Origin of the sequence: Komagataeibacter sp. SM21, assembly GCF_041402665.1 — a bacterium.
Lineage (GTDB): Bacteria > Pseudomonadota > Alphaproteobacteria > Acetobacterales > Acetobacteraceae > Komagataeibacter > Komagataeibacter saccharivorans.
Window position 1 is genome coordinate 96,274 of the sequence record NZ_JBGLOV010000008.1, and the last position, 24,701, is coordinate 120,974.

The 24,701-nt window shown below is 62.8% G+C and carries 25 protein-coding genes and 2 tRNA genes; 11 read left to right on the top strand and 16 right to left on the bottom strand.

What is annotated here, in order from left to right; translation table 11 throughout:
- Window positions 1-76: 76 nt before the first annotated feature.
- Window positions 77-1,939: a dihydroxy-acid dehydratase gene (gene ilvD, locus ACBR42_RS09680; RefSeq protein WP_371207849.1), complete on the bottom strand. Its 1,863-nt coding sequence runs from the start codon at window positions 1,937-1,939 to the stop codon at window positions 77-79.
- Between the two features lie 199 nt (window positions 1,940-2,138).
- Between ilvD and ACBR42_RS09685 the strand changes: the two genes are divergently transcribed.
- Both ACBR42_RS09685 and ACBR42_RS09690 read left to right on the top strand, forming a co-directional pair.
- Entirely contained in the window at window positions 2,139-4,280 is a 2,142-nt protein-coding gene (locus ACBR42_RS09685; protein ID WP_371207850.1) for an AsmA family protein, read from the top strand.
- Between the two features lie 96 nt (window positions 4,281-4,376).
- Window positions 4,377-4,451 (top strand) — tRNA-Thr (locus ACBR42_RS09690).
- Window positions 4,452-4,545: 94 nt separating this feature from the next.
- Here ACBR42_RS09690 and ACBR42_RS09695 read toward each other — a convergent pair.
- Complete coding sequence (locus tag ACBR42_RS09695) at window positions 4,546-4,722, bottom strand: hypothetical protein (protein ID WP_371207851.1); 177 nt, start codon at window positions 4,720-4,722, stop codon at window positions 4,546-4,548.
- 44 nt (window positions 4,723-4,766) lie between these two features.
- Window positions 4,767-5,330 (bottom strand): thioredoxin, encoded by a 564-nt coding sequence (locus ACBR42_RS09700; protein ID WP_102325210.1) that lies wholly within the window; start codon window positions 5,328-5,330, stop codon window positions 4,767-4,769.
- A 178-nt stretch (window positions 5,331-5,508) separates the two neighbouring features.
- Between ACBR42_RS09700 and ACBR42_RS09705 the strand changes: the two genes are divergently transcribed.
- The gene (locus ACBR42_RS09705; protein WP_371207852.1) at window positions 5,509-6,876 is read left to right on the top strand and encodes an 8-oxoguanine deaminase; all 1,368 of its coding nucleotides are present in this window, start codon (window positions 5,509-5,511) and stop codon (window positions 6,874-6,876) included.
- A gap of 46 nt (window positions 6,877-6,922) precedes the next feature.
- Here ACBR42_RS09705 and ACBR42_RS09710 read toward each other — a convergent pair whose 3' ends face one another.
- The 6 genes from ACBR42_RS09710 to ACBR42_RS09735 form a co-directional block, all read right to left on the bottom strand.
- Window positions 6,923-7,747: an SDR family oxidoreductase gene (locus tag ACBR42_RS09710; protein ID WP_102325212.1), complete on the bottom strand. Its 825-nt coding sequence runs from the start codon at window positions 7,745-7,747 to the stop codon at window positions 6,923-6,925.
- A 688-nt stretch (window positions 7,748-8,435) separates the two neighbouring features.
- Window positions 8,436-8,526, bottom strand: a tRNA-Ser gene (locus ACBR42_RS09715).
- A gap of 132 nt (window positions 8,527-8,658) precedes the next feature.
- Complete coding sequence (gene lepA / locus ACBR42_RS09720) at window positions 8,659-10,464, bottom strand: translation elongation factor 4 (RefSeq protein WP_102325214.1); 1,806 nt, start codon at window positions 10,462-10,464, stop codon at window positions 8,659-8,661.
- A 31-nt stretch (window positions 10,465-10,495) separates the two neighbouring features.
- Entirely contained in the window at window positions 10,496-10,663 is a 168-nt protein-coding gene (locus ACBR42_RS09725; protein WP_371207853.1) for a hypothetical protein, read from the bottom strand.
- Window positions 10,664-10,697: 34 nt separating this feature from the next.
- Entirely contained in the window at window positions 10,698-11,369 is a 672-nt protein-coding gene (locus ACBR42_RS09730) for a helix-turn-helix transcriptional regulator (protein ID WP_102325215.1), read from the bottom strand.
- Window positions 11,366-11,584 (bottom strand): hypothetical protein, encoded by a 219-nt coding sequence (locus ACBR42_RS09735; protein ID WP_102325317.1) that lies wholly within the window; start codon window positions 11,582-11,584, stop codon window positions 11,366-11,368. The genes ACBR42_RS09730 and ACBR42_RS09735 overlap by 4 nt, the downstream gene beginning before the upstream one ends.
- Window positions 11,585-11,900: 316 nt before the next feature.
- Here ACBR42_RS09735 and ACBR42_RS09740 point away from each other — a divergent pair, with 316 nt between their 5' ends.
- Window positions 11,901-12,419 (top strand): hypothetical protein, encoded by a 519-nt coding sequence (locus tag ACBR42_RS09740; protein ID WP_102325216.1) that lies wholly within the window; start codon window positions 11,901-11,903, stop codon window positions 12,417-12,419.
- 63 nt (window positions 12,420-12,482) lie between these two features.
- On the opposite strand, the gene ACBR42_RS09745 is transcribed toward ACBR42_RS09740, so the two are convergent.
- The 6 genes from ACBR42_RS09745 to ACBR42_RS09770 form a co-directional block, all read right to left on the bottom strand.
- Window positions 12,483-13,241, bottom strand: coding sequence for a hypothetical protein (locus tag ACBR42_RS09745; protein ID WP_371207854.1), 759 nt, complete (start codon window positions 13,239-13,241; stop codon window positions 12,483-12,485).
- A gap of 97 nt (window positions 13,242-13,338) precedes the next feature.
- Window positions 13,339-15,090 carry a DEAD/DEAH box helicase gene (locus ACBR42_RS09750; protein WP_102325217.1) on the bottom strand — a complete coding sequence of 584 codons (1,752 nt, stop codon included), beginning with the start codon at window positions 15,088-15,090 and terminating at the stop codon, window positions 13,339-13,341.
- A gap of 164 nt (window positions 15,091-15,254) precedes the next feature.
- Window positions 15,255-16,241 (bottom strand): zinc-dependent alcohol dehydrogenase family protein, encoded by a 987-nt coding sequence (locus ACBR42_RS09755; RefSeq protein WP_102325218.1) that lies wholly within the window; start codon window positions 16,239-16,241, stop codon window positions 15,255-15,257.
- Window positions 16,242-16,344: 103 nt separating this feature from the next.
- The gene (locus ACBR42_RS09760; protein ID WP_371207855.1) at window positions 16,345-17,499 is read right to left on the bottom strand and encodes a GNAT family N-acetyltransferase; all 1,155 of its coding nucleotides are present in this window, start codon (window positions 17,497-17,499) and stop codon (window positions 16,345-16,347) included.
- An 81-nt stretch (window positions 17,500-17,580) separates the two neighbouring features.
- Window positions 17,581-18,048 carry a RidA family protein gene (locus tag ACBR42_RS09765; RefSeq protein ID WP_102325219.1) on the bottom strand — a complete coding sequence of 156 codons (468 nt, stop codon included), beginning with the start codon at window positions 18,046-18,048 and terminating at the stop codon, window positions 17,581-17,583.
- Between the two features lie 39 nt (window positions 18,049-18,087).
- Window positions 18,088-19,683 (bottom strand): vitamin B12-dependent ribonucleotide reductase, encoded by a 1,596-nt coding sequence (locus ACBR42_RS09770; protein WP_371207856.1) that lies wholly within the window; start codon window positions 19,681-19,683, stop codon window positions 18,088-18,090.
- Window positions 19,684-20,003: 320 nt separating this feature from the next.
- Between ACBR42_RS09770 and ACBR42_RS09775 the strand changes: the two genes are divergently transcribed.
- From ACBR42_RS09775 to ACBR42_RS09805, 7 genes are all read left to right on the top strand, one after another.
- Window positions 20,004-20,372 (top strand): NADH-ubiquinone oxidoreductase subunit NDUFA12 family protein, encoded by a 369-nt coding sequence (locus ACBR42_RS09775; RefSeq protein WP_102325221.1) that lies wholly within the window; start codon window positions 20,004-20,006, stop codon window positions 20,370-20,372.
- A 59-nt stretch (window positions 20,373-20,431) separates the two neighbouring features.
- Complete coding sequence (gene mlaD / locus ACBR42_RS09780) at window positions 20,432-20,968, top strand: outer membrane lipid asymmetry maintenance protein MlaD (protein WP_102325222.1); 537 nt, start codon at window positions 20,432-20,434, stop codon at window positions 20,966-20,968.
- Entirely contained in the window at window positions 20,965-21,195 is a 231-nt protein-coding gene (locus ACBR42_RS09785) for a hypothetical protein (protein ID WP_102325223.1), read from the top strand. The genes mlaD and ACBR42_RS09785 overlap by 4 nt, the downstream gene beginning before the upstream one ends.
- Window positions 21,192-21,851, top strand: coding sequence for a DUF2155 domain-containing protein (locus ACBR42_RS09790; RefSeq protein WP_118962540.1), 660 nt, complete (start codon window positions 21,192-21,194; stop codon window positions 21,849-21,851). Before ACBR42_RS09785 ends, ACBR42_RS09790 begins: the two co-directional genes overlap by 4 nt.
- A gap of 94 nt (window positions 21,852-21,945) precedes the next feature.
- Window positions 21,946-22,701, top strand: coding sequence for a trehalose-phosphatase (gene otsB / locus ACBR42_RS09795; RefSeq protein ID WP_371207857.1), 756 nt, complete (start codon window positions 21,946-21,948; stop codon window positions 22,699-22,701).
- On the top strand, window positions 22,689-24,041 hold the full coding sequence (locus ACBR42_RS09800) for a trehalose-6-phosphate synthase (protein WP_132305443.1): 1,353 nt from the start codon (window positions 22,689-22,691) through the stop codon (window positions 24,039-24,041). The genes otsB and ACBR42_RS09800 overlap by 13 nt, the downstream gene beginning before the upstream one ends.
- Window positions 24,042-24,047: 6 nt before the next feature.
- Window positions 24,048-24,563: a disulfide bond formation protein B gene (locus ACBR42_RS09805; protein WP_102325227.1), complete on the top strand. Its 516-nt coding sequence runs from the start codon at window positions 24,048-24,050 to the stop codon at window positions 24,561-24,563.
- On the opposite strand, the gene ACBR42_RS09810 is transcribed toward ACBR42_RS09805, so the two are convergent.
- Window positions 24,520-24,690: a DUF1328 family protein gene (locus ACBR42_RS09810; protein ID WP_345893629.1), complete on the bottom strand. Its 171-nt coding sequence runs from the start codon at window positions 24,688-24,690 to the stop codon at window positions 24,520-24,522. The two genes, ACBR42_RS09805 and ACBR42_RS09810, sit on opposite strands and share 44 nt — an antisense overlap.
- Window positions 24,691-24,701 lie beyond the last annotated feature (11 nt).

Here is a 24,701-nt window from a genome sequence, read left to right on the forward strand (position 1 = left end):
GGACGATGGAACGCGGAACGCCCCGGCGGCAATCCTGTCCCGCCGGGGCGTTCTGCGTTTCAGGGCAGTGGATGGTTCAGCGGCTGGTGCGGCGGCCAAGCTGGCTGACATCACGCACCGCGCCACGGGCGGCGCTGGTGGTCAGGGCGCTGTAGGCCTGCAGGGCGACGGAAACCGTACGCTTGCGGTCGGGCTGCCATGCGCGGTCGCCGCGTTCTTCCATCCGGTCGCGCCGCGCGGCCAGTTCGGCATCCGTGACCGTGGTGCGCAGGATACGGTTGGGGATGTCGATTTCGATGGTATCGCCTTCCTCAAGCAGCCCGATAATGCCGCCTTCCGCCGCTTCTGGCGAAATATGGCCGATCGACAGGCCCGAGCTACCGCCCGAAAAACGGCCATCGGTAATCAGCGCGCATTTTTCAGCCAGTCCCTTGGATTTCAGGTAGCTGGTCGGATACAGCATTTCCTGCATGCCCGGCCCACCCTTGGGGCCTTCGTAGCGGATCACCACCACGTCGCCAGCGACGATTTCGTTGCCGAGGATGGCGGATACGGCGGCATCCTGACTTTCAAAAATGCGCGCAGGCCCCGTAAAGGTCAGCAGGTTGGCCGCCACCCCCGCGGTTTTGACGATGGCACCATCTTCGGCAAGGTTGCCGAACAGGACAGCAAGCCCGCCATCCTGACTGTAGGCATGGGCCGCATCGCGGATCGCGCCATTGGCCCGGTCGGTATCCAGCGCCTTGTAACGGCTGGACTGGGAGAAGGCCTGCGTGGTGCGCACGCCGCCGGGGGCCGCGCGGAAGAACGTGCGCGCGGCCTCGTCCGCCGTAGTGACGTTGATGTCCCATTTGGCAAGTGCGGCGCTGACGCTGGGGGCGTGGACGCTGGGTACATCCATGTGCAGCAGTCCCATGCGGGCCAGTTCACCCATGATGGCGGGAATGCCACCGGCGCGATGCACGTCCTCCATATGGATGTCCATGCGCGAGGGCGAAACCTTGCACAGGTTCGGCACCCGGTGGGACAGGCGGTCGATGTCCGCCATGGTGAAATGGACCTGCCCCTCATGGGCGGCGGCCAGCAGGTGCAGCACGGTATTGGTTGACCCGCCCATGGCGATATCGACCGACATGGCGTTTTCAAATGCGGGCTTTGTGGCGATGCCGCGCGGCAGGACGGTCGCGTCGTCTTTTTCATACCAGCGGCGGGCAAGGGCCACGATCTCGCGCCCCGCGCGCAGGAACAGTTCGCGCCGGTCGGCATGGGTGGCCACAAGGCTGCCGTTGCCCGGTAGCGCCAGACCCAGTGCTTCGGTCAGGCAGTTCATGGAATTGGCGGTGAACATGCCCGAGCACGATCCGCAGGTGGGGCAGGCGGACCGTTCGATCTGGGCCGACTGTTCATCGCTCACATCCGAATTGGCCGCCGCCACCATGGAGGAAATGAGGTCAACACGCTGTTCCGTGCCGTTGTTCAGCACCTTGCCTGCTTCCATCGGCCCACCGGATATGAAGATGGTGGGGATGTTCAGCCGCATGGCCGCCATCAGCATGCCCGGGGTGATCTTGTCGCAGTTGCTTATGCACACCAGCGCATCGGCGCAGTGGGCGTTGACCATGTATTCCACCGCATCGGCGATCAGTTCGCGCGAGGGCAGGCTGTACAGCATGCCGCCATGGCCCATGGCGATGCCGTCATCCACGGCGATGGTATTGAACTCGCGCGCGACGCCGCCCGCTTCGGCCACGGCGCCTGCAACAAGCTGGCCCAGATCCTTCAGGTGGACATGGCCGGGCACGAACTGGGTGAAGGAATTGGCGACCGCGATGATCGGCTTGCCGAAATCACCGTCCTGCATGCCGGTTGCACGCCACAGGCTGCGCGCACCGGCCATATTGCGGCCATGTGTCGTAGTGCGGGAACGGTAGGCAGGCATGACAGTGACCTCTCGCGACAAACAGATTACCATACGGGACAAGGATGCCTGACCGCATACAGGACACGCGTGCCACATGCCAGCCCAAACGTGCCACAGGCGGCGTGGGGACGGGATGATGGCGCGTGGGCCGCAACTCCGGTTGTGGCTGCCCGTTTATCTGATACCTTTTTTCCGTTTCGCAAGGAGTCCGTAACGCATGCCCGAACTGGACCGTCATGACAGCAGGCCGCACGGTCAGGGAAGCGGCGTGCTGGAACAGATATATTTTCCGGTTACGGGCGCGCTGGCGGCGGCATTGCTGGCACTGGTCATCTTCTGGTCGTGGGACTGGTTCGTACCCTTCGTGGATCGCAAGGCGGAGGAGGCGCTGGGCCGCAAGGTCTCCATCGCGCATCTGCATGTCCGGCTGGGACGCGTGACGCGCATCACCGCCGATGACGTGCGCATTGATGAACCGGAAGGCTTTGACAGCCTGCCCCCCTTCGCCACGGCGGACCATCTGACGGTAGGGGTCAATGTGTGGCACCTGCTGGGCGGGAAGGTGGACCTGCCGGTCATAGCGCTGGACAGGCCGGTGGTTGAACTTGCCGCCCGCAAGGATGGCAGGGCCAATTACCAGTTCCCCGGCAAGGGGGACGGATCGTCAGCTTCCCCCATGCCGCAGATTGGTGAACTCAATATTGCGGACGGGCAGCTACATCTGGTGCATGCGGGCCTGCGCAGCGACATGCGTGCAAAAATCCATACGACCCCGGCGCAGGGCAATACGGATGCGCGGATCGTGGCGGATGTACGGGGTACCTATACCGGGCAGATGCTGACCGGCCATTTTTCCGGCGGGGCGCTGGTTTCCCTTGCGGACAGGGCGCGGCCTTACCCGGTGGACCTGACGGTCCATCATGGCCCCACGCAGCTTACACTGGTGGGTTCGGTGGATGATCCGCTGTCCTTCGGGGGGGCGCGGCTGCGCCTGACGCTGGCGGGGCCGGACATGTCCCTGCTCTATCCGCTGACCGGCGTGGTGATCCCGCAGACGCCCGCCTATAATGTGGCAGGCAGCCTTGATTACCTGGACCGGCGCATCCGCTTCCATGATTTCGAGGGCAAGGTGGGGTCCAGCGACCTTGGCGGCACGCTGAGCATCGATCCGCATCAGGCGGTGACATTCGTGGATACGGACCTGCATTCGCGTCATGTTGACCTGGCCGATCTGGGCGGGTTCTTCGGGGCCACGCCGGGCGATCACCCATCGACCGCGCAGCAGGCGGCGGAAGAAAAGGCGCATGAGGCCAGCGGCGCGGTCCTGCCGAATACGCCGATCAATATGCCCAAGCTCAGGGCCACCAATGTCCATCTGGCCTATCACGGCGATCACATCGAGAACCGGCATACGCCGCTGGACAATATCGATGTGCTGCTGGACGTGCGTGATGGCACGATTGACGTCCATCACCTGAATTTTGGCGTGGGCAGCGGCAGGCTGGCCAGCAGTGGCACCTTTATCCCGGCAGGCAATGGCGTGGATGCGCGCATCCGCGTTGACATGGAGGAGATCGACCTGTCGCGTCTCATGCAGGCGCTGGGCAACTACCATGGGCAGGGCACGATTGGCGGCCACATCATGGTGCATGGTCGTGGTCGCTCGCTGGCTGAAATTGTCGGCAGCGGCAATGGCGGCGTGACCATGGCGCTGGATGAAGGGGGCGATATTTCCGCCATCCTGCCCGACCTGCTGGGGCTGGAACTGGGCAAGGCGCTGCTGTCCGCCCTCGGCCTGCCCGGTCGCACCGATCTGAAATGCCTGATTGTGGATATGCCCCTGCAGGAAGGGGTGTTCCATACCCATACCATGCTGATGGAAACGGGGGACACCAGCACGGTTGGCAAGGGGGATGTCAATTTCAACAACAATACCATCAAATATGCCCTGCTGACGCGGTCGCGCCATTTTGCCGTCGCATCCTTTCCCGGTCCGCTTTACATCACCGGTGCGCTGAAAAGCCCCAGTGTCCGCCCGGGGGCGGAGGTAATCGGCCGGGCTGTCGCATCCGTGCTGACGGGCTTCGTTTTCTCCCCTGTCGGTCTGCTGCCCACGATCGAAGCCGGGGTGGGCAAGAAGTCCGCCTGTGCCGACGCCATACGGGAGGTCAATACCAACCCGGCAGCAGGCATCGCGCCCCATGCCAGCCGCCCTGCGCGCCGTGCGGATGTGGCGGCGCGGAAAACCCCGGCCACCCCGCATGGGCATGGCGCGGCGAGCAAGGATTCGGACGGGTTGAGCCCGGCTGAACGTGATTACATCCAGTCCGTATGGGCAGGACGGATGAGCAGGCATTAAAGGGTGGAATCCCTGCTTGACCATGCAGGGCATTTCGGCAAAAAGGGGGAACAGATGCACTGGATGACCCGTTAAAGGGGTCTGATCCATTGCTGGGCCGGGTTAGCACAGTGGTAGTGCAGCGGTTTTGTAAACCGAAGGCCGGGGGTTCAAATCCCTCACCCGGCACCATACTCCCATAAAAAACAGTGACCTGAAAAAGCGCACGGGGCGCATGTCTTGCATACGGCCCCGTCAAAAAGACGGCATGGGCTTTACAGCCAAATCATTCGGTTCTGGCGTTGCGGTCTTCGGCCCTGATTTCCTTTCCAGCGGTGGCTTCGGTCGCCTCTGGCTTGCTGTCTGCCGCTGCTGTTTCGGTTTTCGCTTCCTGCACCGTCTCGATGTTTGGTCGAGACGGTTGTGGATGCTGCTGGATCGGCGGCGCTCGGTTTCGCATCATCCGCTGCCCCGGCCGGATTGGCAGTCAGGACAGACGGCAGCCCATCACGCGAAGATGCGTTCCATCCATGATTCGACGCTGTCGCCACTGCTGATTGCGGGGTCGATCAGCCCGTCGACCATGAAGGTGGGTGAGACGTGGATACCATTCTGGCGGGAATATCTGCACTGCCATTTTATGACTTTCTGCAGTTCGGGCCGGGCAAATGCCTGCGCCAGTGCAACGCCACTGTATTTCTCGATGCGACGGATGATGTCGTTGGGGGTGGCATCCATATTGGGACCGGCGCAGTGATCGGTGAATTCGAATTCTTCCCGGTGCGCGCCAACTGCCGCCATGACCGCGCGCGCCGTTTCCCGGCCACCTTCCAGTGTCGATGCCGCCAGAATGCAGCGCACGATCACGCCTGAAAACATATGCCACGGCTGGGACTGAAGCCGGATCCTGATGGTGATGCGTTCGGCTGTCGCCCTGGTCAGCAGTTCGTCGAGCTTGTTGAAGGCGCGGACCGAAAACGGGCAGGTTGGTTCCAGAAAAACTTCAAAAACCCTGGGGCCATGTCCCCATTCCAGCGGATCGGCATGAAGTGGGGTAGGGGAGAGTGACATGATCACGGTTTCCTTTTGTCATTCGGGATGAAGACGCACGGGATATTTTACCCGTAAATGCTATTGGACGGCCTGTAAAAAGGAAGATGGATACCGGTTCGTTTCGGTCCCATATAGGCAGCCCACCGAAAAACCTGCATAAGCGGCATGTTTCTATGTTTGTTTACGGTGGTAATGCATGGCCCGCACTCTTTTGCTCAGGAATACGCTGCGTCTGGTGACAATGGACGCGGACAGGCGCGAGATCGAAGGGGGCTGGGTGCTGGTGCGCGACCGGCAGATTGCTGCAATCGGCACTCCGGCGGACCCGCTGCCCCCCGCTGATGAGGTCATGGACATGACCGGCCATGTGGTGATGCCGGGCATGGTCAATACCCACCACCACATGTACCAGACCCTTACGCGCGTCATTCCGGCGGCGCAGGATGCCTCCCTGTTCGGGTGGCTGCAGGCGCTCTATCCCATCTGGGCGGGGCTGACGCCGGAAATGATCCGGGTTTCGGCTTGTACCGCCATGACGGAACTGTTGTGGTCAGGCTGCACGACCAGCAGCGATCACCTTTACCTGTTCCCCAATGGCGCGCGTCTTGATGATGAAATCGAAGCCGCGCAACTGATGGGCATGCGCTTTCACGCCGCCCGTGGGGCGATGAGCGTGGGTGAAAGTCAGGGCGGCCTTCCTCCCGATCGTGTGGTGGAGGATGAGGACGCGATTCTGGCCGATACCCAGCGTGTGATTGAAACCTATCATGACCCCGCGCCGCTTGCGATGCAGCGGGTCGCGGTGGCGCCCTGTTCCCCGTTTTCGGTCAGCCGTGACCTTATGCGCAACGCGGCGTCCCTGGCGCGCGCCACCGGCACGATGTTGCATACCCATCTGGCTGAAAACGCCAGCGACATCGCCTATAGCCGTGAAAAATTCAACATGACCCCCGCTGAATATGCCGAGGATACGGGATGGATCGGCGCGGATGTATGGCACGCCCACTGCGTGCAACTGGACAGCGCGGGTATTGCCCGCTTTGGCGCGACGCATACGGGCATGGCCCATTGCCCGTGTTCCAACATGCGGCTTGGGTCGGGTATTGCCCCGGTGCGGAAGATGGTTGCGGCGGGCATGCGGGTCGGTCTGGGGGTGGATGGCTCCGCCTCCAATGATGGCAGTCATATGCTGGGTGAGGCCCGTCAGGCCATGCTGCTGGGCCGCCTGCTGGAAACCCCCGACAATCAGCCGATGATGCGTGCGCGTGAAGTGCTGGAACTGGCTACGCGCGGTGGGGCCGCCGTGCTGGGGCGCGATGATATCGGGTATCTGGCCCCCGGCATGGCGGCCGATATCGTGGCATTCGACCTGCGCGGGATCGACCATGCGGGCGCGCAGTCGGACCCGGTGGCAGCACTGGTTTTCTGTACGCCACGGCGCGTTGCATGCAGCATTGTCAACGGGCGCGTACTGATCCGTGACGGACAGTTTACGGGGCATGATCCGGTCGCGCTGGCCCGGCGTCATAACGAACTGGCCCGTGAACTGCTGGAAAAAGCCTGAAGTATTGTTTCACGGGGAACATTCCTGAATGTTCCGCCGTGAAGAATCAGGAACGTGAGGAATCCCGGCGCTGATGGGCGCGGTAGCCCCGGCGGGCGAGCATTTTCATGATCGGCAGGCTGAGGTTGAGCAGCGGCATGGATAGCAGGCAGGCATGGGTGAACAGCTTGTCGAATACGGAACTGAAGGTTTCGCGGCTGGCGGACTCACAGCATTTCAGTATCCGCCGGGCGATGACCTCGGGCTCCAGCGGCGGGTCGATAAAGTTGTACATCGACCCGCCTGTCTCCATTTCCCGTTTGAGCATGGGGGTGTTGACGCTGGCGGGATAGATTGACGAGACGCGGATGCGCCGTGGCCGCAGTTCCTGCTCCAGCGCCCGGGCAAAGCCACGCAGGCCGAATTTGGCGGCGGTATAGACGCTGCTGCCAGCCAGTGGAAAGACAGCCGCCATCGAATTGACGAACACGATATGCCCCCCGGCCCCCATGGCGGGAAGCAGGGCATTGGTCAGTTCGATCGGAGCGCTCAGGTCAACCGCAATCTGGCTGGCCACTGTCACGCTGTCCAACTGGCCTACGGGCTGTGGCGTAATGATACCGGCGCAATGAACAAGAATGTCTATCTGCGGTGCCTGCCCGAGAATGTCGGCGGCAGCTTGACGGACGCTGTCCATATCGGTCAGGTCGCATCGCACCGTCGAAACGCCGGGCATCTGTGGCAGAGACTGCCGCGACAGGATGATGACCGTGTAACCGCGTTGGGTCATGTCGCGTACAAGGGCCTGCCCGATCCCCCCGGTTGCCCCTGTTACAACGGCGATTCTGCGGGAAGATGCCCCTCTTTTTTCGTTTAAATCACTATTTTCCAACGATTTTTATACTTCCCTGCCGGTCTGGCCCTGCCATGGTGCCTGATAGGCTTCTCAACCGATGATCCGCAAGCCATTTTCCCTGCGATAGGATGAAAGATCATCTGTTTCCCGATTATGTCCATGTTATCGGGAATGGAATAATCCGTCGACCACCACACACCGTTATGGCGTCATTCACTGTTATTCATCAGTGTTGTCGACCGGGGTTATTATGTCTTTGGCCACAGGCCGCTTCCTGTGCCTGTATCTGCATCCGTGAGGACCTGTTGTGACAGCGGGATCAGGTGCCTGCTGCATCTGGCCGGCTGACCGAGTCGCTCTTTATCCGCTTTCCGTAAGGGTATACCGTTGAAAATTGATTAATTCAGCCTTGCCTGAAAATGTCATCCCGTTGGCCTTTAATACATGCAGCCAGTCGGTCATTCTGATTTTCATGTCCTGATAAGGATGAATGGAAGTAATCCACGCACATGACCGGCAGGATTACTTCTGCCACGGTGTTCCGGGCTGTGATGGGCGCAAACCGGTTGGTGCGCCATCCCGAACAATGAAGCGGATAATTCGCGCAGTATGCACAGATCAGCATGAAGGCGGCCCGGGCACGACATCAGTGGATGATGCCATGCAGCCACACCCAAACGGGGCACGCGATGCGATATGCCGTGATTTTATGGGGAAATCTGTATGGCGGAGAGAGTGGGATTCGAACCCACGGTACGCTATTAACGTACACACGCTTTCCAAGCGTGCGCCTTAAGCCGCTCGGCCATCTCTCCAGCCGTTATCGGGATCGGACCATCCTGTCGGGTGGCCCTGTCCGATGCGTGCGGAACATATCACCAATTTTCCTGCGCGCAAGAGGAAAACAGCATGCTCATGCTCCGCCATGCACGTTACGGGGTGGCTGGTTACTGATCCATCTTCAGGGCAGCGAGGAAGGCGCTCTGCGGGATTTCGACCTTGCCGAACTGGCGCATGCGCTTCTTGCCTTCCTTCTGCTTTTCCAGCAGCTTGCGCTTACGTGAAATATCGCCACCATAACATTTGGCGGTCACATCCTTAGACATGGCGCCAATCGTCTCACGCGCGATGATGCGGCTGCCGATCGCGGCCTGCACCGCAATCTTGAACAACTGGCGGGGGATCAGTTCCTTGAGTTTGGCGCAGATGGAACGCCCGCGTGTTTCCGCAGCCGAGCGGTGGGCGATGAACGACAGTGCATCCACTGGTTCCTGATTGACGAGGATGGAGATACGCACAAGGTCGCTCTCCTCATATCCGTCCATCTGGTAATCGAAGCTGGCGTAACCGCGCGTAACCGATTTCAGGCGGTCGTAGAAGTCGAACACGACCTCGTTCAGCGGCAGGCGGTAGACCGCCATGGCGCGGTTGCCGACATAGGTCAGGTCTTCCTGCATGCCACGGCGTTCGCTGCACAGGGTCAGCACGGCGCCCAGATATTCATCCGGCACCATGATGGTGGCCCTGATCCAGGGTTCTTCTATCTTCTCGATCAGGGACTGATCGGGCATGTCGGCGGGGTTGTGCAGTTCTTCCGTCGTGCCGTTGGTCAGCAGCATGCGGTAGACAACCGACGGGGCCGTTGCGATCAGGTCGAGATCGAATTCCCGGCTCAGGCGCTCCTGAATGATTTCAAGATGCAGCAGGCCAAGGAAGCCGCAGCGGAAGCCGAAGCCAAGGGCCGCGGATGTCTCGGCCTCATAGTGGAACGAGGCGTCATTGAGCCGGAGCTTGGCCAGACTGTCGCGCAGCTTTTCAAAATCATCGGCCACCACGGGATACAGGCCGCACCAGACCACGGGGATGGAAGGCTTGAACCCCGCCAGCGGTTCACTGGCCGGACGACGGTCGTCGGTAAGGGTGTCGCCCACGTTGGTGTCGGCCACGGTCTTGATCGCGGCGTTGATGTAGCCGATCTCGCCGGGGCCGAGTTCGTCCACATTGGTCATGCGCGGGGCGAACACACCCACCTGATCAACCAGATGGACCACGCCGGTGGACATCATGCGGATGCGCATGCCGCGCTTGAGGCGTCCTTCCTTCACGCGTACCAGCGTGATGACGCCCAGATACGGGTCGTACCAGCTATCGACCAGCAGGGCCTGCAACGGCGCGCTGGCATCGCCCTTGGGCGGTGGCAGGCGCTTGACCAGCGCTTCCAGAACGGCTTCGATATTCAGGCCGGTCTTGGCCGAGACCTCGACAGCGTCATCGGCGGGAATGCCGATCACTTCCTCGATCTGCTCCTTGACCCGGTCGCAGTCGGCGGCAGGCAGGTCAACCTTGTTGAGGACCGGCACGATTTCATGATTGGCGTCGATGGCCTGATACACATTGGCCAGTGTCTGCGCCTCCACCCCCTGCGAGGCATCGACCACCAGCAGCGACCCCTCGCACGCGGCCAGCGAGCGGCTGACCTCATACGCGAAGTCAACATGGCCCGGCGTGTCCATAAGGTTCAGCACATAGGTCTTGCCGTCCTGCGCCGGATAGGACAGGCGTACGGTCTGCGCCTTGATGGTGATGCCACGTTCACGTTCCAGATCCATATTGTCCAGAACCTGATTGGTCATTTCCCGCTGTGTCAGCGCACCGCATGCCTGGATCAGGCGGTCGGCCAGGGTGGATTTCCCATGGTCGATATGCGCGATGATCGAGAAATTGCGGATAAGGGAGAGGGGCGTGTCGGTCATGGGCGAGACATAGTGTAAAATTGCGGGAAAGTCAGCCGCTACCTGTTCCGGTAATGCGGAAAATATCACAGGCACCGGCAGACGCGCCGCCCCGGTTCCACGGGGTGGCCGGATCGGGCGCCGCAGCACTTCGGGCCTGCTGGCTGCGGGCTTTGTGCCATGGGTTCCAGCGCCCCGATTCCCCGTTTCCCTGCGGCATCCACAGTTGCCGGTCGCTCTTTTCTGAAACCGCCCTACATGCACGCCATGGTGATGCGGTGGACACGGGTTGTCCCGTCCAGAACGATTTCCTCGCCCATCATTGCGGCCAGCCCCTGAATGCGCACCAGTTCGTGAAGGGGGGCCGTGGCAGGCATGTCATGCCACCGTTCGGTAACCATGCCGCAGCATGGTGCCCCCTGTGGCGTATGCAGAAGCACACGGTCGGAAACGCGGATCGCGGCGGTGGGGGAAATGATGAGTGTGCCACCCTTGCGGAAGATGGGCTCCATGGAATCGCAGTCCAGATGCACGGCATAGGAATGATGGTCCGCCGTGCCATGAAAATCCCATTTTTCCCATATATCCCCTTCCGGCAGGCCGGTTTCGTCAAACAGTTCAGGATGGGCCAGTTGGGAAAACGAGACGATTTTCAGGTGTGAATGATGGGCCTTGCCCCCCGTTTCCAGATCATTCTGCCCCAGAAGCAGGCGGCTGAATCCCTCAAACGAAATGCCCGTGGCCGACAGGATGCGCGCCAGGCTTTCCGTACCGGGCCAGCGCGGGCGACCCGCCGGCGTGATGCGTTTGGAAGGGTTGAACGTGGTGCTGTCCAGACCCGCCGCGCGGGCCAGGCCGGAGGGGGTCAGCCCGCGTTCGGCGGCCAGCCGGTCTATGGCGCGCCAGATATCGGCATGGCTGATCATGTCGGCAGTTTCAGTATTTCGGTCCGGTGCCGGGCCTGTCCCTGTTCCGTCAGGGTGAAGCGCTGCCCATCGTTCAACCGGGCCAGTCCCATACGTTCCAGCCGACGCAGGCAGGGTTCATCGCGCTGGTCCTGCGGACGGCCGTCAGGTCCGCTCAGTTTCAGCCGGTGCAGGGCGGAACGGCAGCAGGTCTCAAGATAGGGTTCATTCCACATGGGCAGGGACCGACAACGGGGCGGATGGTCACGCCGCCATGTCATGGGGCGGGTAACCTGGGATTTACACATGGTCAGGTAGGGTTCCGGGCGTGTCAATTACCGGGAAAGCTCAGGGCTGTCCATTATGGGAGACGGTATATAGACCGGTATCGTCTGCGCCTGTGTGGAGGGTGGCATGTGCTGTGTGCTCTACGTTTTCAGGAATGGATTATCATATTCTTTCAGAAAGAAAGTGCATTGTCATATTTCTGACCACGATATGGTGCATCTTTTGGCGATGTTCATGTAGTAATCAATTTTCAAGGCTGTGTTTATGAGAATTCGGGAATATATTCTTGCCCTGTCCATCGCGGGCGTCACATTTGGCGGCTCTGTCGGTGCGATGGCGGCGGATTGCGGCAGCGGACAGAACACTTCCAAATGGGATGTGCTGGGCCGCGCGGCGCAGGCTGAGAACTGCGCCAACAATCGCGTTCAGTCCTACAACAACTCCGTCAACCAGAGCGTGCAGGATCGTGAGCAGGCGCTGAAGAACGGCCAGCAGAACCTGCGTCAGGGCTATGACGACAAGGTCAACAGCCTGCGCGACAATACGGTGGGCAAGTGGCAGAAGGCCCGCGATAGCGAGGCACAGAACCTGACGGATGAACGCAGTCGCGTTGATCAGAAGATCCAGAACGGTCGTGACCGTCTGGATGCGATTCGCAATGCGCCGAAAAACCGGCTGGATTCCCTGCGCAATGCAGGCAGCGAGGAAAAACAGCGCTGGAATACGCTGAAGAACCAGACAGGTTCGGATGTGAACAACTTCCTGGGCGGTAACGGCCAGTAACCACGAAGGCCCATGCCATGGCGGCATGGGCCTTCTGTTTTCGGGGGGCTGAAATCCCTCGCGTTACCGGGCGGTGATGGTCAGCCGGTAGGGCTGGGCCTTCTGCACCGTGGCGCCGGGGCGCAGCGTCACCTGCACCAGATACAGATCGTCCTGCGGCACCGTCCATGACAGTTTGTTGGCCGCCGGTTCGATATGGGGGTCCATCACGCGCAGGCTCAGATCGTCATGATGCGATTTCAGCCGGGCCGTCATCTGTTCCCCCCGATGCAGCCCAAGACGGTATACGCAGGTTGCGCCGTGTTCCAGCGTGGCGCGCCATTCCAGCCTTGCACCCTGCGCCAGATCCTGTGGCTGGTTGCACAGCGGTGGGGCCATGTTCTGGTTTTCCAGCAATGTGCGCACATCAGCCGGTTTGGTAACGGGGGTCGTGCCCGTCGTGTAAAGCGAAAGCTGGCCGGGGTTGAGAATGCCCGCGGTCATGTCGCGGCCCGAGCGGTCCAGAACCAGCCATGCGATACTGCTGCCTCCTTCATGGGGTTTGTTTCCCGTCATGAACAGGACATCGTCCGCGGCGGTCAGGGGGCCTGCGACCTGCATGTTCTGGATGAAGCTGCCATACTGCGCGCCCAGTTCCTGCTTCAGGATATCAGCCAGCGGACCAGTGCCCAGCAGGTTGCTGTCGGCGGCGTAATGTCCGGTCGCAGCAGCAAGTTCCTGCTCCAGCGCCGTATCGGGGGCCGCATGTGCCGGTCTGTTGGTGACGGCGCACAGGGCAAGGAGGGAAGTCAGGGAAAGAAGGGAACGACGGATATCCAGCACGGGCAAACCTGTTTCCTGAGTCTGTAAAAAACATGCCCGACATGAAATGCCGGGCATGAATGAAACGCTCAGTTGTGGATGCGGTTGCCCGCAACCTTCAGGTGCGCGGACGCTTGCGTGAGGAAGCACCACTGCGCGGCGGGCCACCAAAGCCACCGGGACGGCCGCCGCCACCGGGCTTGCGGGCGAACGGACGGCCACCACGCGGCGGACCGCTCCGGCGCGCCGGGCCACCTGCGGGAGCCGTGGCGTCGGTGATCTGCACTTCGTCATTTTCGATCGAGGCAATGCAGGAACGGAACTTGTCCGTCGATTCCGGCGTGATCTCGAACAGGGTCTGGGTATCGTTGATGCGGATGGCGCCAATATCCGCCTTGCGCACACCACCAAGGCGGCAGATCAGGGGGATCAGCCACTTCGGGTCGGCCTTGTCCTGACGGCCGACACTCATGGCAAACCATGCGCCGGGTTCACGGCTCTCATAATTTTCACGCGGCGGACGGGCGGCACCTTCACGGACGGGGCGCGGTGCTTCGGGCGTGATGTGGCGCACGTTTTCCGCTGCCGGAAGCCGGGCGCGATACATCTGCAGCAGGGCGGCGGCAAGCTGCTCCTTGCTGCGGCCTTCGACAAGCTGGCCCACCAGTTCCGCATCCGCTTCGCTCACATCCTGCTCCAGGGCGGGATCGGCCAGCAGGCGCCTGGCGTCATTGGCGCGGATTTCCGCAGCCGTGGGCACGCCGGACCATGTGGCGGTGATCTTTGCACCCTGCATCAGCCGCTCGGCACGGCGGCGCTGTGACATGGGAACCATCAGCACGCATACGCCCTTGCGGCCCGCACGGCCCGTACGGCCCGAACGGTGCAGCAGCGTGGCCGGATCGGTCGGCAGGGTCGCATGGACCACCAGCGCCAGCGCCGGGATGTCGATGCCACGGGCCGCGACGTCGGTTGCAACGCAGACATTGGCCTGACCCTTGCGCAGGCTGTCGATGGCGCGGGTACGCTCGTTCTGCCCCAGTTCACCCGACAGGGCGACGGAGGAGAAGCCGCGTTCCACCAGTGCTGCCTGCATATGGCGGACCATTTCACGCGTGGCGCAGAAGACCATGGTGGTCTGGCTGTCGGTATAACGCAGCACGTTGACCACGGCGGGGATCAGTTCCCGCGCGTCGGCCACGATGGCGCGATATTCGATATCGGCATGCTGCTTGGCGCCCGACAGGGTGTCGATACGCACCGCGTCGTTCTGGTAACGGCGCGCCAGCGATGCGATTTCCTTGGCGATGGTGGCCGAGAACAGCAGCGTGCGCCGCGTCTTGGGCATGGCGTCAAGCAGTTGCTCAAGCTCGTCGCGGAAGCCGAGGTCAAGCATCTCGTCCGCTTCGTCCAGCACGACCACGCGCAGGGCCGACATGTCCAGACGCCCACGCGACTGGTGATCACACAGCCGTCCCGGCGTGCCCACCACGATATGCGCGCCAAGCTGCAGGGCGCGGGCTTCACGCCGTGCGTCCATGCCGCCGATGCACGATACGATGCGGCCGCCAGCAGGGGCGTAAAGCCACGTCAGTTCGCGTGTGACCTGCATGGCCAGTTCGCGCGTCGGCGCGATGATGACAGCCAGCGGCGGTCCCGCCTGGCCGAAATGATCCGCCCCGCCAAGCAGGGTATCGGCCATGGCGATACCGAAGGCGACGGTCTTGCCCGAACCCGTCTGGGCGGAAACAAGCAGGTCGCGCCCTTCGGCGGAAACATCGAGAACAGCTTTCTGGACGGGAGTCGGGGTATCGTACCCACGCTCGTCCAGCGCGCGTTGCAGGGCGGGGTGGGTTTCAGGAAACGGCATGTATCGGGCAATCCGGACAAAACATGAAGAACACGGGCGACGCAGGAAGGAAACTGGCCGCCGGCCGTTCATGCGTCAGGGAGAAGGCCGGTGCATAAAGAATGATTGTCCCAAAAGCCAGAAATAATAATGGCGGGACATTCCGCCCCGCCGGTATGGGACGCTCAGGGCACCAGTACGGCGGCCCCTTCAAAGCGGCCATGACGCAGGTCATCCAGCGCCCTGTTGGCCTCGCGCAGGGGGTAGGGCGTGGTTGTGGTACGGATGCCCACGCGCGGGACAATATCCAGAAAGTCGATGCCGTCCTGCCGCGTCAGGTTGGCGACCGACACGATCTGGCGTTCTTCCCACAGCAGGTCGTAGGAAAAGGCCGGGATCTCGCTCATATGGATACCGGCGCAGACCACGCGCCCGGCCTTGTGCACGGCCTTGAGCGCCGCAGGCACCAGCGCGCCCACGGGGGCGAAAATGATGGTGGCGTCCAACTGTTCAGGCGGGGCTTCGTCCGATCCACCTGCCCATACGCAGCCCAGCGAGCGGGCGAATTCCTGCGTTCTGGTATCGCCGGGGCGGGTGAAGGCGTAAACCGAACGCCCCTGCCATATCGCCACCTGCGCGATGATATGGGCGGCGGCCCCGAACCCGTACAGCCCGATGCTGCGCGCGTCTTTCCCCGCCATGACCAGTGACCGCCAGCCGATCAGCCCCGCGCACAGCAGGGGCGCTGTCGCCACGTCGTCATCGCCGTCTGGCAGGGGAAAGGTGAAATGCGCGTCCGCCACCGCCATCGTGGCATAGCCGCCATCGCGCGTGTACCCGGTAAACAGGGGATGGTCACACAGGTTTTCATGGTCGGTTTCGCAGTAATGGCAGCATCCACAGGTATGGCCCAGCCACGGAATACCGACCCGCTGGCCCATATGCAGCCCTTCCACATTCGGGCCGATGGCGTCGATCCGCCCTACGATCTCGTGTCCCGGTGTCAGCGCGTGGCCGGGGAAGGGCAGGTCCGCATCCACGACATGCAGGTCGGTGCGGCACACGCCACACGCTCCGACCCGGACACGGATCTGGCCCGGTCCCGGCTGTGGATCGGGCAGTTCGGTCCATTGCAGGGGAGTGTGCGGGGCAAGCAGTCGCATTGCGTACATGGTCCGGTCCTTGCGCTGTCGGTGCGGCCCCTGGGGGCGCTGGTAAGGAACGTGTTATATCATGCCCGTCGGTCCGTGCGGCATGACCTGCATCATCGGGCGATCACAGATCGGCGCGGTAGGGGGTCAGTGCATCAAGGGCGGGCAGTTCCGCTTCTATCGCCGCGCGTTCATGCCGCAGGTAATCGGCCACGGCTTCGCGCAGGCCGGGATGGTCGATCCAGTGCGCGGAATGGGTCAGGCAGGGGCGGTAGCCGCGTTGCAGCTTGTGTTCGCCCTGCGCGCCCGCTTCCACCCGTTTCAGTCCGGTGGCGATGGCGAAGTCGATGGCGCGGTAATAGCACAGTTCAAAATGCAGGAACGGCCAGTCCCCTTCCAGCCGTCCCCAGTTACGCCCGTACAGCGTATCGCGGCCCATGAGGTTGAGCGCACCGGCCACAGGCACCCCGTTCTGTCGTGCCACCATCAGCACCACCCGGTCGCCCAGACGTTGTGACAGCAGGGGAAAGAAACCGGGCTGGAGATAGGCGCGGCCCCATTTACGGTCCACGGTGGACAGGTAGAACTGATAGAAATCATGCCACAGGGATTCGGTAATTTCGTGGCCGCGATAGGTATGGAACGTCAGCCCGCACGCATTGGCGTCACGCCGTTCGCGGCGGATGGCCTTGCGCTTGCGTGAGGCCAGCGTGTCCAGAAAATCGTCAAACGTGGTGTAGTCGCAGTTATCCCAGTGGTACTGCACCCCAAGGCGCTGCAACCAGCCCGTCTGGCCCATCAGGTCATATTCATGCTGCGTGCAGAACGTGACATGGACGGAGGACAGGCCCAGTTCCGCGCATGCCTGTCGCAGCGCGCGGGCGGCAAGCTGGCGCAGCGCGTCGGCATCGGGCGCATCGGGATGCGCCAGCAGGCGCGGGCCCGGCACGGGGGAGAACGGAACCGCAGCCTGCAGTTTGGGATAGTACTGCCCGCCCGCCTGCGCAAAGGCCTGCGCCCATTGCTGGTCAAAGACGTATTCGCCAAAGGAATGACTTTTGGCATAGAGCGGGGCCACTGCCAGCAGTCGCCCCGCACCGTTGCGCAAGACAAGATGCTGGGGCAGCCAGCCGGTCTGGGGGGAGGTGGAACCACTTTCTTCCAGCGCCGACAGGAAGGCATGGCTGACAAAGGGATTGTCATCGCCCGCGCAGTCGTCCCATTCCCGTGCCGGGATTTCGGCTATCCTGCGGTGCAGGATCATTGTGGTGCCGGTCATGACAGACGCACCATCAGGTCGGGTGCGTGGGGCATCTGGGACATGACAGGCTCCCTAAGCTTATGTCTGATGTGTTTTACATCAGGCGATTTCGAACAGTCCTTCCACTTCCACTGCCGAATCAAGCGGCAGTGACGGCACCCCCACGGTGGAACGGGCATGACGGCCCGCATCACCAAATACCGCAACCGCAAGGTCGGATGCACCATTCATGACGGCGGCATGCTGCGTGAAGTCGGGCGTGCAGGCGATGAACCCGCCCAGACGGACAACCCTGCGCACGCGCGACAGGTCGCCAATGGCGGCCTTCACCTGCGCGATCACGTTGATCATGCTGTAGCGCGCGGCCTCGACCGCCAGTTCCACCGCAACACTGTCACCCAGCTTGCCCGTGGTCAGCAGCTTGCCATCCACCAGCGGAAGCTGCCCGGACACCACCAGCGATGAACCGCTGAGTACGGCGGCGACGTAATTCGCCACCGGGGCGGCGGGTGTGGGCAGGACAATGCCAAGGTTCTTCAGGCGCTGTTCGGGAGTTGTGTCAGGCATCGGGGTATCCTTCTGTCAGGGTGGCGGGATGGACCAGCCTTATCCGACCAGTCGCAGCCCACGCCGCCGGGGAGGCGTGTCATCACCATCGTCATGCCCGGATTCGGGCAGGTCAAGCGGCAGCATGGGGGCAGGGCTGTCCGCCATCATATCCTCATGCGGGGCATCGGGCAGCCTGCGACCCAGATAGGCATCGGACAGGGCCCGGAATGCGTAGTCCAGCATGGATGTCGCATAGGATGCAACCGGATCGCCCTCCACCGTGCCGGCAGGGCCGAAATGGGTGTAGGCAAAGGCCTCCACATAGCTTTCCAGCGGCGCGCCATATTGCAGGCCGATGCTGACCGCCTGACCCAGCGTGTCCATAAGCCCGCGAACCATCGGGCTTTCGCGCGTGGGCGTCAGGCTGATTTCACCCAGCGACCCGTCGGCATATTCCCCCGTGCGCAGGAACAGGCGATGACCGCCCACGCTTGCTTTCTGGGTGAAGCCCCCATGACGCGGCGGCAGGTTGCGGCGCACGCCGCGTTCCAGACCGGACCGGGTGGCCAGCGTATCGCGCGTGGCGTCGGGGCGGGCGGGGACATGATCGACAAAACCGCTCAGCGCGCGGTGCATGGCCTGATGCGAAACGGCGCCGGGCAGCGGCAGCACGGTTTCACCCGCCAGCGTCGCCGCGAAGGCGGCTTCCAGCGTCAGTCCCCGGCAGGCCAGACGGGCCAGCGTGCTCATGGCCAGCCGCCCGTCAGCACGCAGCGGGGAAAACACCGGCGCAAGGCCACAGGCTTCCACACCCAGCAGCGCATCAATCGGGCCGGGGGTGGAAAAGCCGGTTTCCACCCGGGCCGCGGGCTGGTCGGCCTCGACTGCGGCTTCCTGCCACACGGCGCGGGCAATCTGGCTGACACCGGGCAGCACGCTGCGCACGGGCGGCAGGGGCATGGCGTCAGCGCCCTCGCCCGCATGGGCGACAAGGGTTGCCAGCGCCACGATGCTGCAGGCCGCATCCCGTCCGGTCTCGCTGTCGTAATCCAGTCCCAGCCCGGCGAGGCAGGCATCGAGATTGGTCAACTGGATGGTGCCGGCGGTGGGCGGGCGCTCATGGCTTTCCACCGGCTGCGGCATCGCCACGGGCCGCAGGTGCGGCGTGGCGCGGCCCGCAGGTTCGGGCAGGGGCAGTTCGCCGTTGCGCATATGGATTTTCTGTTGCGACACCGCGCGCAGGACGCGGGCCAGCAGCCGCAGGGCAGCGACGAAATCCTGCGCCATGAAGCCGTTATCGGCTTCCACGAACGCGGCAAGGTTGACCACGAAGGCGGGTCTGCGGTCGTGATGGCCATGCCACAGGCTTTCCGCCGGCGCCGCCTGCCGCATGAGCAGGAGGCACGACAGCGTGCGCGCGACGGGCCGGATGACTGGACCGGACACTTCGCCCAGACACAGGTCATCTATCCATCGCGCGGCCTCGACCGGCAGGCTGGCGGGACCGTGGCCGGGGGCCAGCCGGGCAAGGGCCGCGGCTGCCGTGTCATCCCAGTCGGCGGGCAGGGTAACGGAACGTGGGGCGTCGTCGGGGTCGGCTGCGGCCTCGACGGTGCGCATGCGCACGCCGTTCCAGTGGCTTCGTGCTGTCATGCCTACTGTTTTACCGGCACGTACAGGGCGGGCGGAACCCGTTTGGAGCGGAGTCGCAACTATACATTCCACTGGATACCGTGGATATGGGGGATAACTGCAAACGGTGTGCCGCAGCAGTGAAAAATCGGGGCTGGCCGGGGTGTCGGGGTCGGGAATCCGGGTCATCCGCCGGGCCAGAAGACCGGGAGCAGCCCCTACGCGCGCGGGTTCATATGGTGTTTTGCGCAGGGTGGACGGATGGCCGATCCCGCAGATGTGACGGGCGCGTGCGCATATCCGCGTGGACCATGCGGGCACGCGCGGATTAGGCTGCGTGCATGGCAAATCTAGGCACCCGTATCTATACCCGTTTCAGGGGGCGGCTGGTCGGCAGGGACGCCGATGGCCGGTGTTATTATGAGGCCCGGACCCTCAACCGCACTGGCGGCGGGGAAAAGCGGCATGAACGCTGGGTCATCTACCATAAGGGGGAGGACGCATCCGCCGTTCCGCCCGAATGGTGGGGCTGGCTGCACCATATGGAGGCAGCACCCCTGCCCGAAAGCGCGCGCCAGCCATGGCAGCAGCCGTGGCAGCCCAACCGCACTGGCACGCCGGAAGCCTATCATCCCCCCGGCAGCGATGTGCAGGGCGGCCAGCGGGCTTCAACCACCAGCGATTATGAGGCATGGTACCCCGAGGGATGAAGTCGGTGGCGTAACCTGCTAGGGTGCGTCCCATCGGATATTGGGGAAGCTTAGCCACCATGGTTGCTGCTGTTTCAGGGCGCGCAGGCCGTCAGCCAACGGAACTTCTTGCCGGTTTCGCCGTACTGGCGGCGCTGGCCGGGCTGCTGGTTTACGCCGTTGTCGACAAGGGACGCCCGCATGAAACGGGCTACCGGCTGAATGCGGGTTTTGCCCATATCGATGGCCTGTCCATCGGGTCGGATGTGCGGCTGGCCGGTATTACGGTGGGGCAGGTGGTTGATGAACATGTCGACCCGAAGACCTATGCGGCGCAGGTTACCTTTACGGTGCGGCCGGACATAAAGCTGCCCGATGATACGGCGGCGATCATCACCAGCGACAGCCTGCTGGGCGGCAAGTATATCGCGCTGTCTCCCGGCGGGGATGAGAAGATGCTGGCCCCCGGCGGCATGATCGGCCAGACGCAGGGCGCGATCAGCCTTGAGCAGCTTTTAAGCAAGTTCATCTTTTCCGTCACCGATACACTGACGAAGAACCGGCAGGACAAGGCCGCGCAGCAACTGCCGCCGCCCGGTGGTGGAGACGCGCCATGAGCCGTGACGCATCGGATAATGCGACGACGCCCCGCATCTGGCCACAATCTGATGGCACACCCGTCTCATGTCGGGACAAATTGCTGATATTGCAGGAAAATCATGAAGAGATTCAGGGAATCCTGCGTGATGCGTTCGAGGATGCCATCCTGATGGGCGTGGATGAGGCCGCAATGCGCCAGATCCTGCTTGATGTGGTCAATAACCTGCGGAGCCCCAAGGTATGAGGTCGGCTGCGCGCTGCCTGCCCGTTCTGCTGCTCGCCTGCCTGCCCGTCAGTGCCCATGCTGTTGAATGGCTGCCCGCACCTGCCATCTATCCGGCCGATACATGGCAGGGCCAGTCAGTCGCGGTTGTGCGTGTGCTTGACAAACTCGACGCCCATACCCAGACGCTGACCGTTCCGGTCGGGCAGGACGCGACCTATAAAAGCCTGACGGTGCATGTGACATCGTGCCTCCAGCGCCCGCCTACCCTGCCTGCCGACAGTGCAGCATGGCTGGAAGTGCGTGATGCGCATGAGGGCATGACCCCATTCCAGGGCTGGATGGCGGTTGCGGAACCCGCGACGGGCGTATTCCAGAACCCGCTTTATGATGTGCAGCTTGTGGCCTGTAGCGGGGATGTCGTGGCCCCCATCCCGCCGCCGCTTGCCGTAGCGGCGGCCCAGAGTGCCGCGCAGCCGGCCGTGCCGCCCGCTGCGGATGGCGGTACCGCTGCACCTGTATCCCCCGCTCCATCTGCGGGGAGCGAGAGCACACCCGCGCAGGGCATGTCCCCCGTACAGGCACCCGTGATGGCACCGCCCGTGCCGTCCCCATCCGTATCCCCCACACCATCCCAGCCGGAGGACGATGGGGGTGCGCCCCTGATGCTACATTAGAAAAAAGTTTAGTTTATATCGTATTAATGCACGCTTTGGTTCGGGCCGGTTCCGGGCTTGCGTATTCCCCAGCTATGCCGGAGGCTAGAAAACCATGAGCAAGATATCTTCCCTTCCTTCGCTCGAACGGCTACCTCCACCGGCCAAGGCGGCATTCCTGCTGGATTTTGACGGTACGCTGGTCGATATCGCTCCCACGCCTGAATCGGTCGTTGTCGCCCCGGGCCTGCTGGATACGCTCAGACGCCTGCGCGAGCGGTGCGGCAATGCGCTGGCCGTCATTTCCGGCCGCCCCATCGAACAGATCGACCATTTCCTTGGGGATGTGCCCTATGCCGTGGCGGGGGAGCATGGCATCGCCATCCGGCACGCGCCGGGCCAGCCGATCGAACGCTCGCCGCTGCCGCCCGTGCCCGCCGCATGGCTGGAACAGGCTGAAAGTCTGGCGCAGGCCCATCCCGGCGTGCGGATCGAACGCAAGAAGGCGGGTTTTGTCCTGCACTACCGCGGCGCGCCCGATGCCGGTGCGGAACTGGGCCGTATCGCGCATGAATGGATCGCAACCACCAATGGCGCGTTTCATGTGCAGGCGGCCAAGATGGCGTGGGAAATCCGGCCAGCGGGTATCGACAAGGGACATGCGGTGGCGGCCCTCATGCAAAGTGCGCCCTTTGCCGGGCGGTCCCCCATTTTCGTGGGCGACGATGTAACCGATGAGGACGGCGTGCGCATGGCCGAACAACTGGGTGGTATCGGATTGCGTATTCCCGCCGATTTCCCTGATCCTGAAGCATTCCGCGCGTGGCTTGCGGGTCTGGCCGGGGGAGGCAGTGATACATGGGGCGACTGATTATTGTTTCAAACCGCGTTCCTTCCCCGCGTGAACGCAGCCAGCCTGCTGGTGGTCTGGCCGTCGGGCTGAAGGATGCCCTGCGCGAAGGGGAATCGCTCTGGTTCGGCTGGTCGGGCAAACAGGTCCAGCTTCACGGTGGCGATCCGGTGCCCCGGCTGGACCGGGTCGATAACGTGACCTACGCCACCATTGACTTGACACCCGCGCAGTATGAGGGATTTTACCAGAATTTCTCCAACGGCATCCTGTGGCCGCTGTTCCATTACCGCGTCGGGCTCATGAACTATTCCCGCACGGACTGGGAAACCTACCTTGCGGTCAACGCCATGTTCGCCCGCACGCTGCTGCCGCTGCTGCGTCCTGATGACGTGATCTGGGTGCATGATTACCACCTGTTCCCGCTGGGGCAGGCGCTGCGCGATCTTGGCGTGACATGCCGTATCGGCTTTTTCCTGCATATCCCGTTCCCGCCATGGAGCCTTGTACGCTCGCTGCCCGGCGCGGACCTGCTGCTTGAGGATATGCAGAGCTACGATCTGGTGGGCGTGCAGACTGCCGAGGATGCGGAAAACCTCAATCACGCGCTGCGCGTCAACAATCTGCCCGAACGGGGGCAGGCCTTTCCCATCGGTATCGACCCGGTTGAATTCCGCACGCAGGCTGAAAAAAGCATGCAGGGGGCGGAGGTCGAACGGCTCGAATCCAGCCTGCGCGGCGCGAAACTGGTGCTGGGCGTTGACCGGCTGGATTACTCCAAGGGCCTGCCCGAACGCTTCCGGGGGTATGAGGCGTTTTTGGCGCGCTACCCCGAACATCGGGGCAAGGTCACTTTCCTTCAGGTGGCGCCCATCTCACGCGGGGGGGTGGAGGAATATCGCCAGCTTCGCCGTCAGCTTGATGAACTGACCGGCCGGATCAACGGTGCGTATTCGGAATTCGACTGGACCCCCATCCGCTACATCACCCGCCCGATTGCGCGCGAAGTGCTGGCGGGATTCTACCGTCGGTCGGAAGCAGCCCTTATCACCCCGCTGCGCGATGGCATGAACCTTGTGGCCAAGGAATATGTCGCAGCCCAGGACCCGGCCAATCCGGGGGTGCTGATCCTGTCGCATTTCGCGGGCGCCGCCCCGGAAATGGAAGAAGGGATACTGGTCAACCCGTATGATCCCGATGAGATCGCCGATGCCCTGCACGCCGCCCTGACCATGGGGGTGGATGAACGGCGCACGCGCTGGCAGGCGCTGGAACAGGAAGTCAGCCGGACCACGGCGATAAGCTGGGCGGCGGATTTCATGCGTGCGCTTGAAGCAGCACCCGTCGCGGGTCAGCCGTAGCCGGTCATGCGTTCCTATGCCTTACTGCTCGTGCTGGCAGGCTGCATGGCGCTGGGTATCGCGTGGTGGAGCGAGCATGTTCTGGGCACGGTGCCGTGTGAACTGTGCCTGATGGAACGCTGGCCCTATCGTATCGTGATCGGGCTTGGCGTTCTGGCGGCCGTGCTGCCCCGTGGGGGGGCGCGTCTTGCCCTGTGGCTGTGCGTGCCGGTCCTGTTATCGGGCGGCGTTCTGTCGTTCGTGCATGTAGGGGTCGAGCAGGGATGGTGGATCAGTCCATTCCCGTCATGCCGCGCCCCGGTTTTTCACGGCGGCACCTTTGCCGAACGTCTGGCCTCCATGCCGCGCCACCCGGCCAAACCGTGCGACGCGGCGACTTATCTGGTGCCGGGCCTGCCCCTTTCAATGGCGGCCATGGACGGGATCTATGCCCTGCTTCTGATCCTGCCCGTGCGCCTTGCGCTCCGCCACGGCAAGGTCAGGGCAATGTTCCGCGACCGCGGCCAAAAAACAATCCAATGATGAACAGCACGATGAAGATGAAGAACAGCACCTTGCCGAAATAGGCAAAGGTGTCTGAAATGCCACCGAAGCCAAAAACCGCGGCGATCAGGGCCAGGACAAGGAATGTGATGGTCCAGCGTAGCAGGTCCATGATTC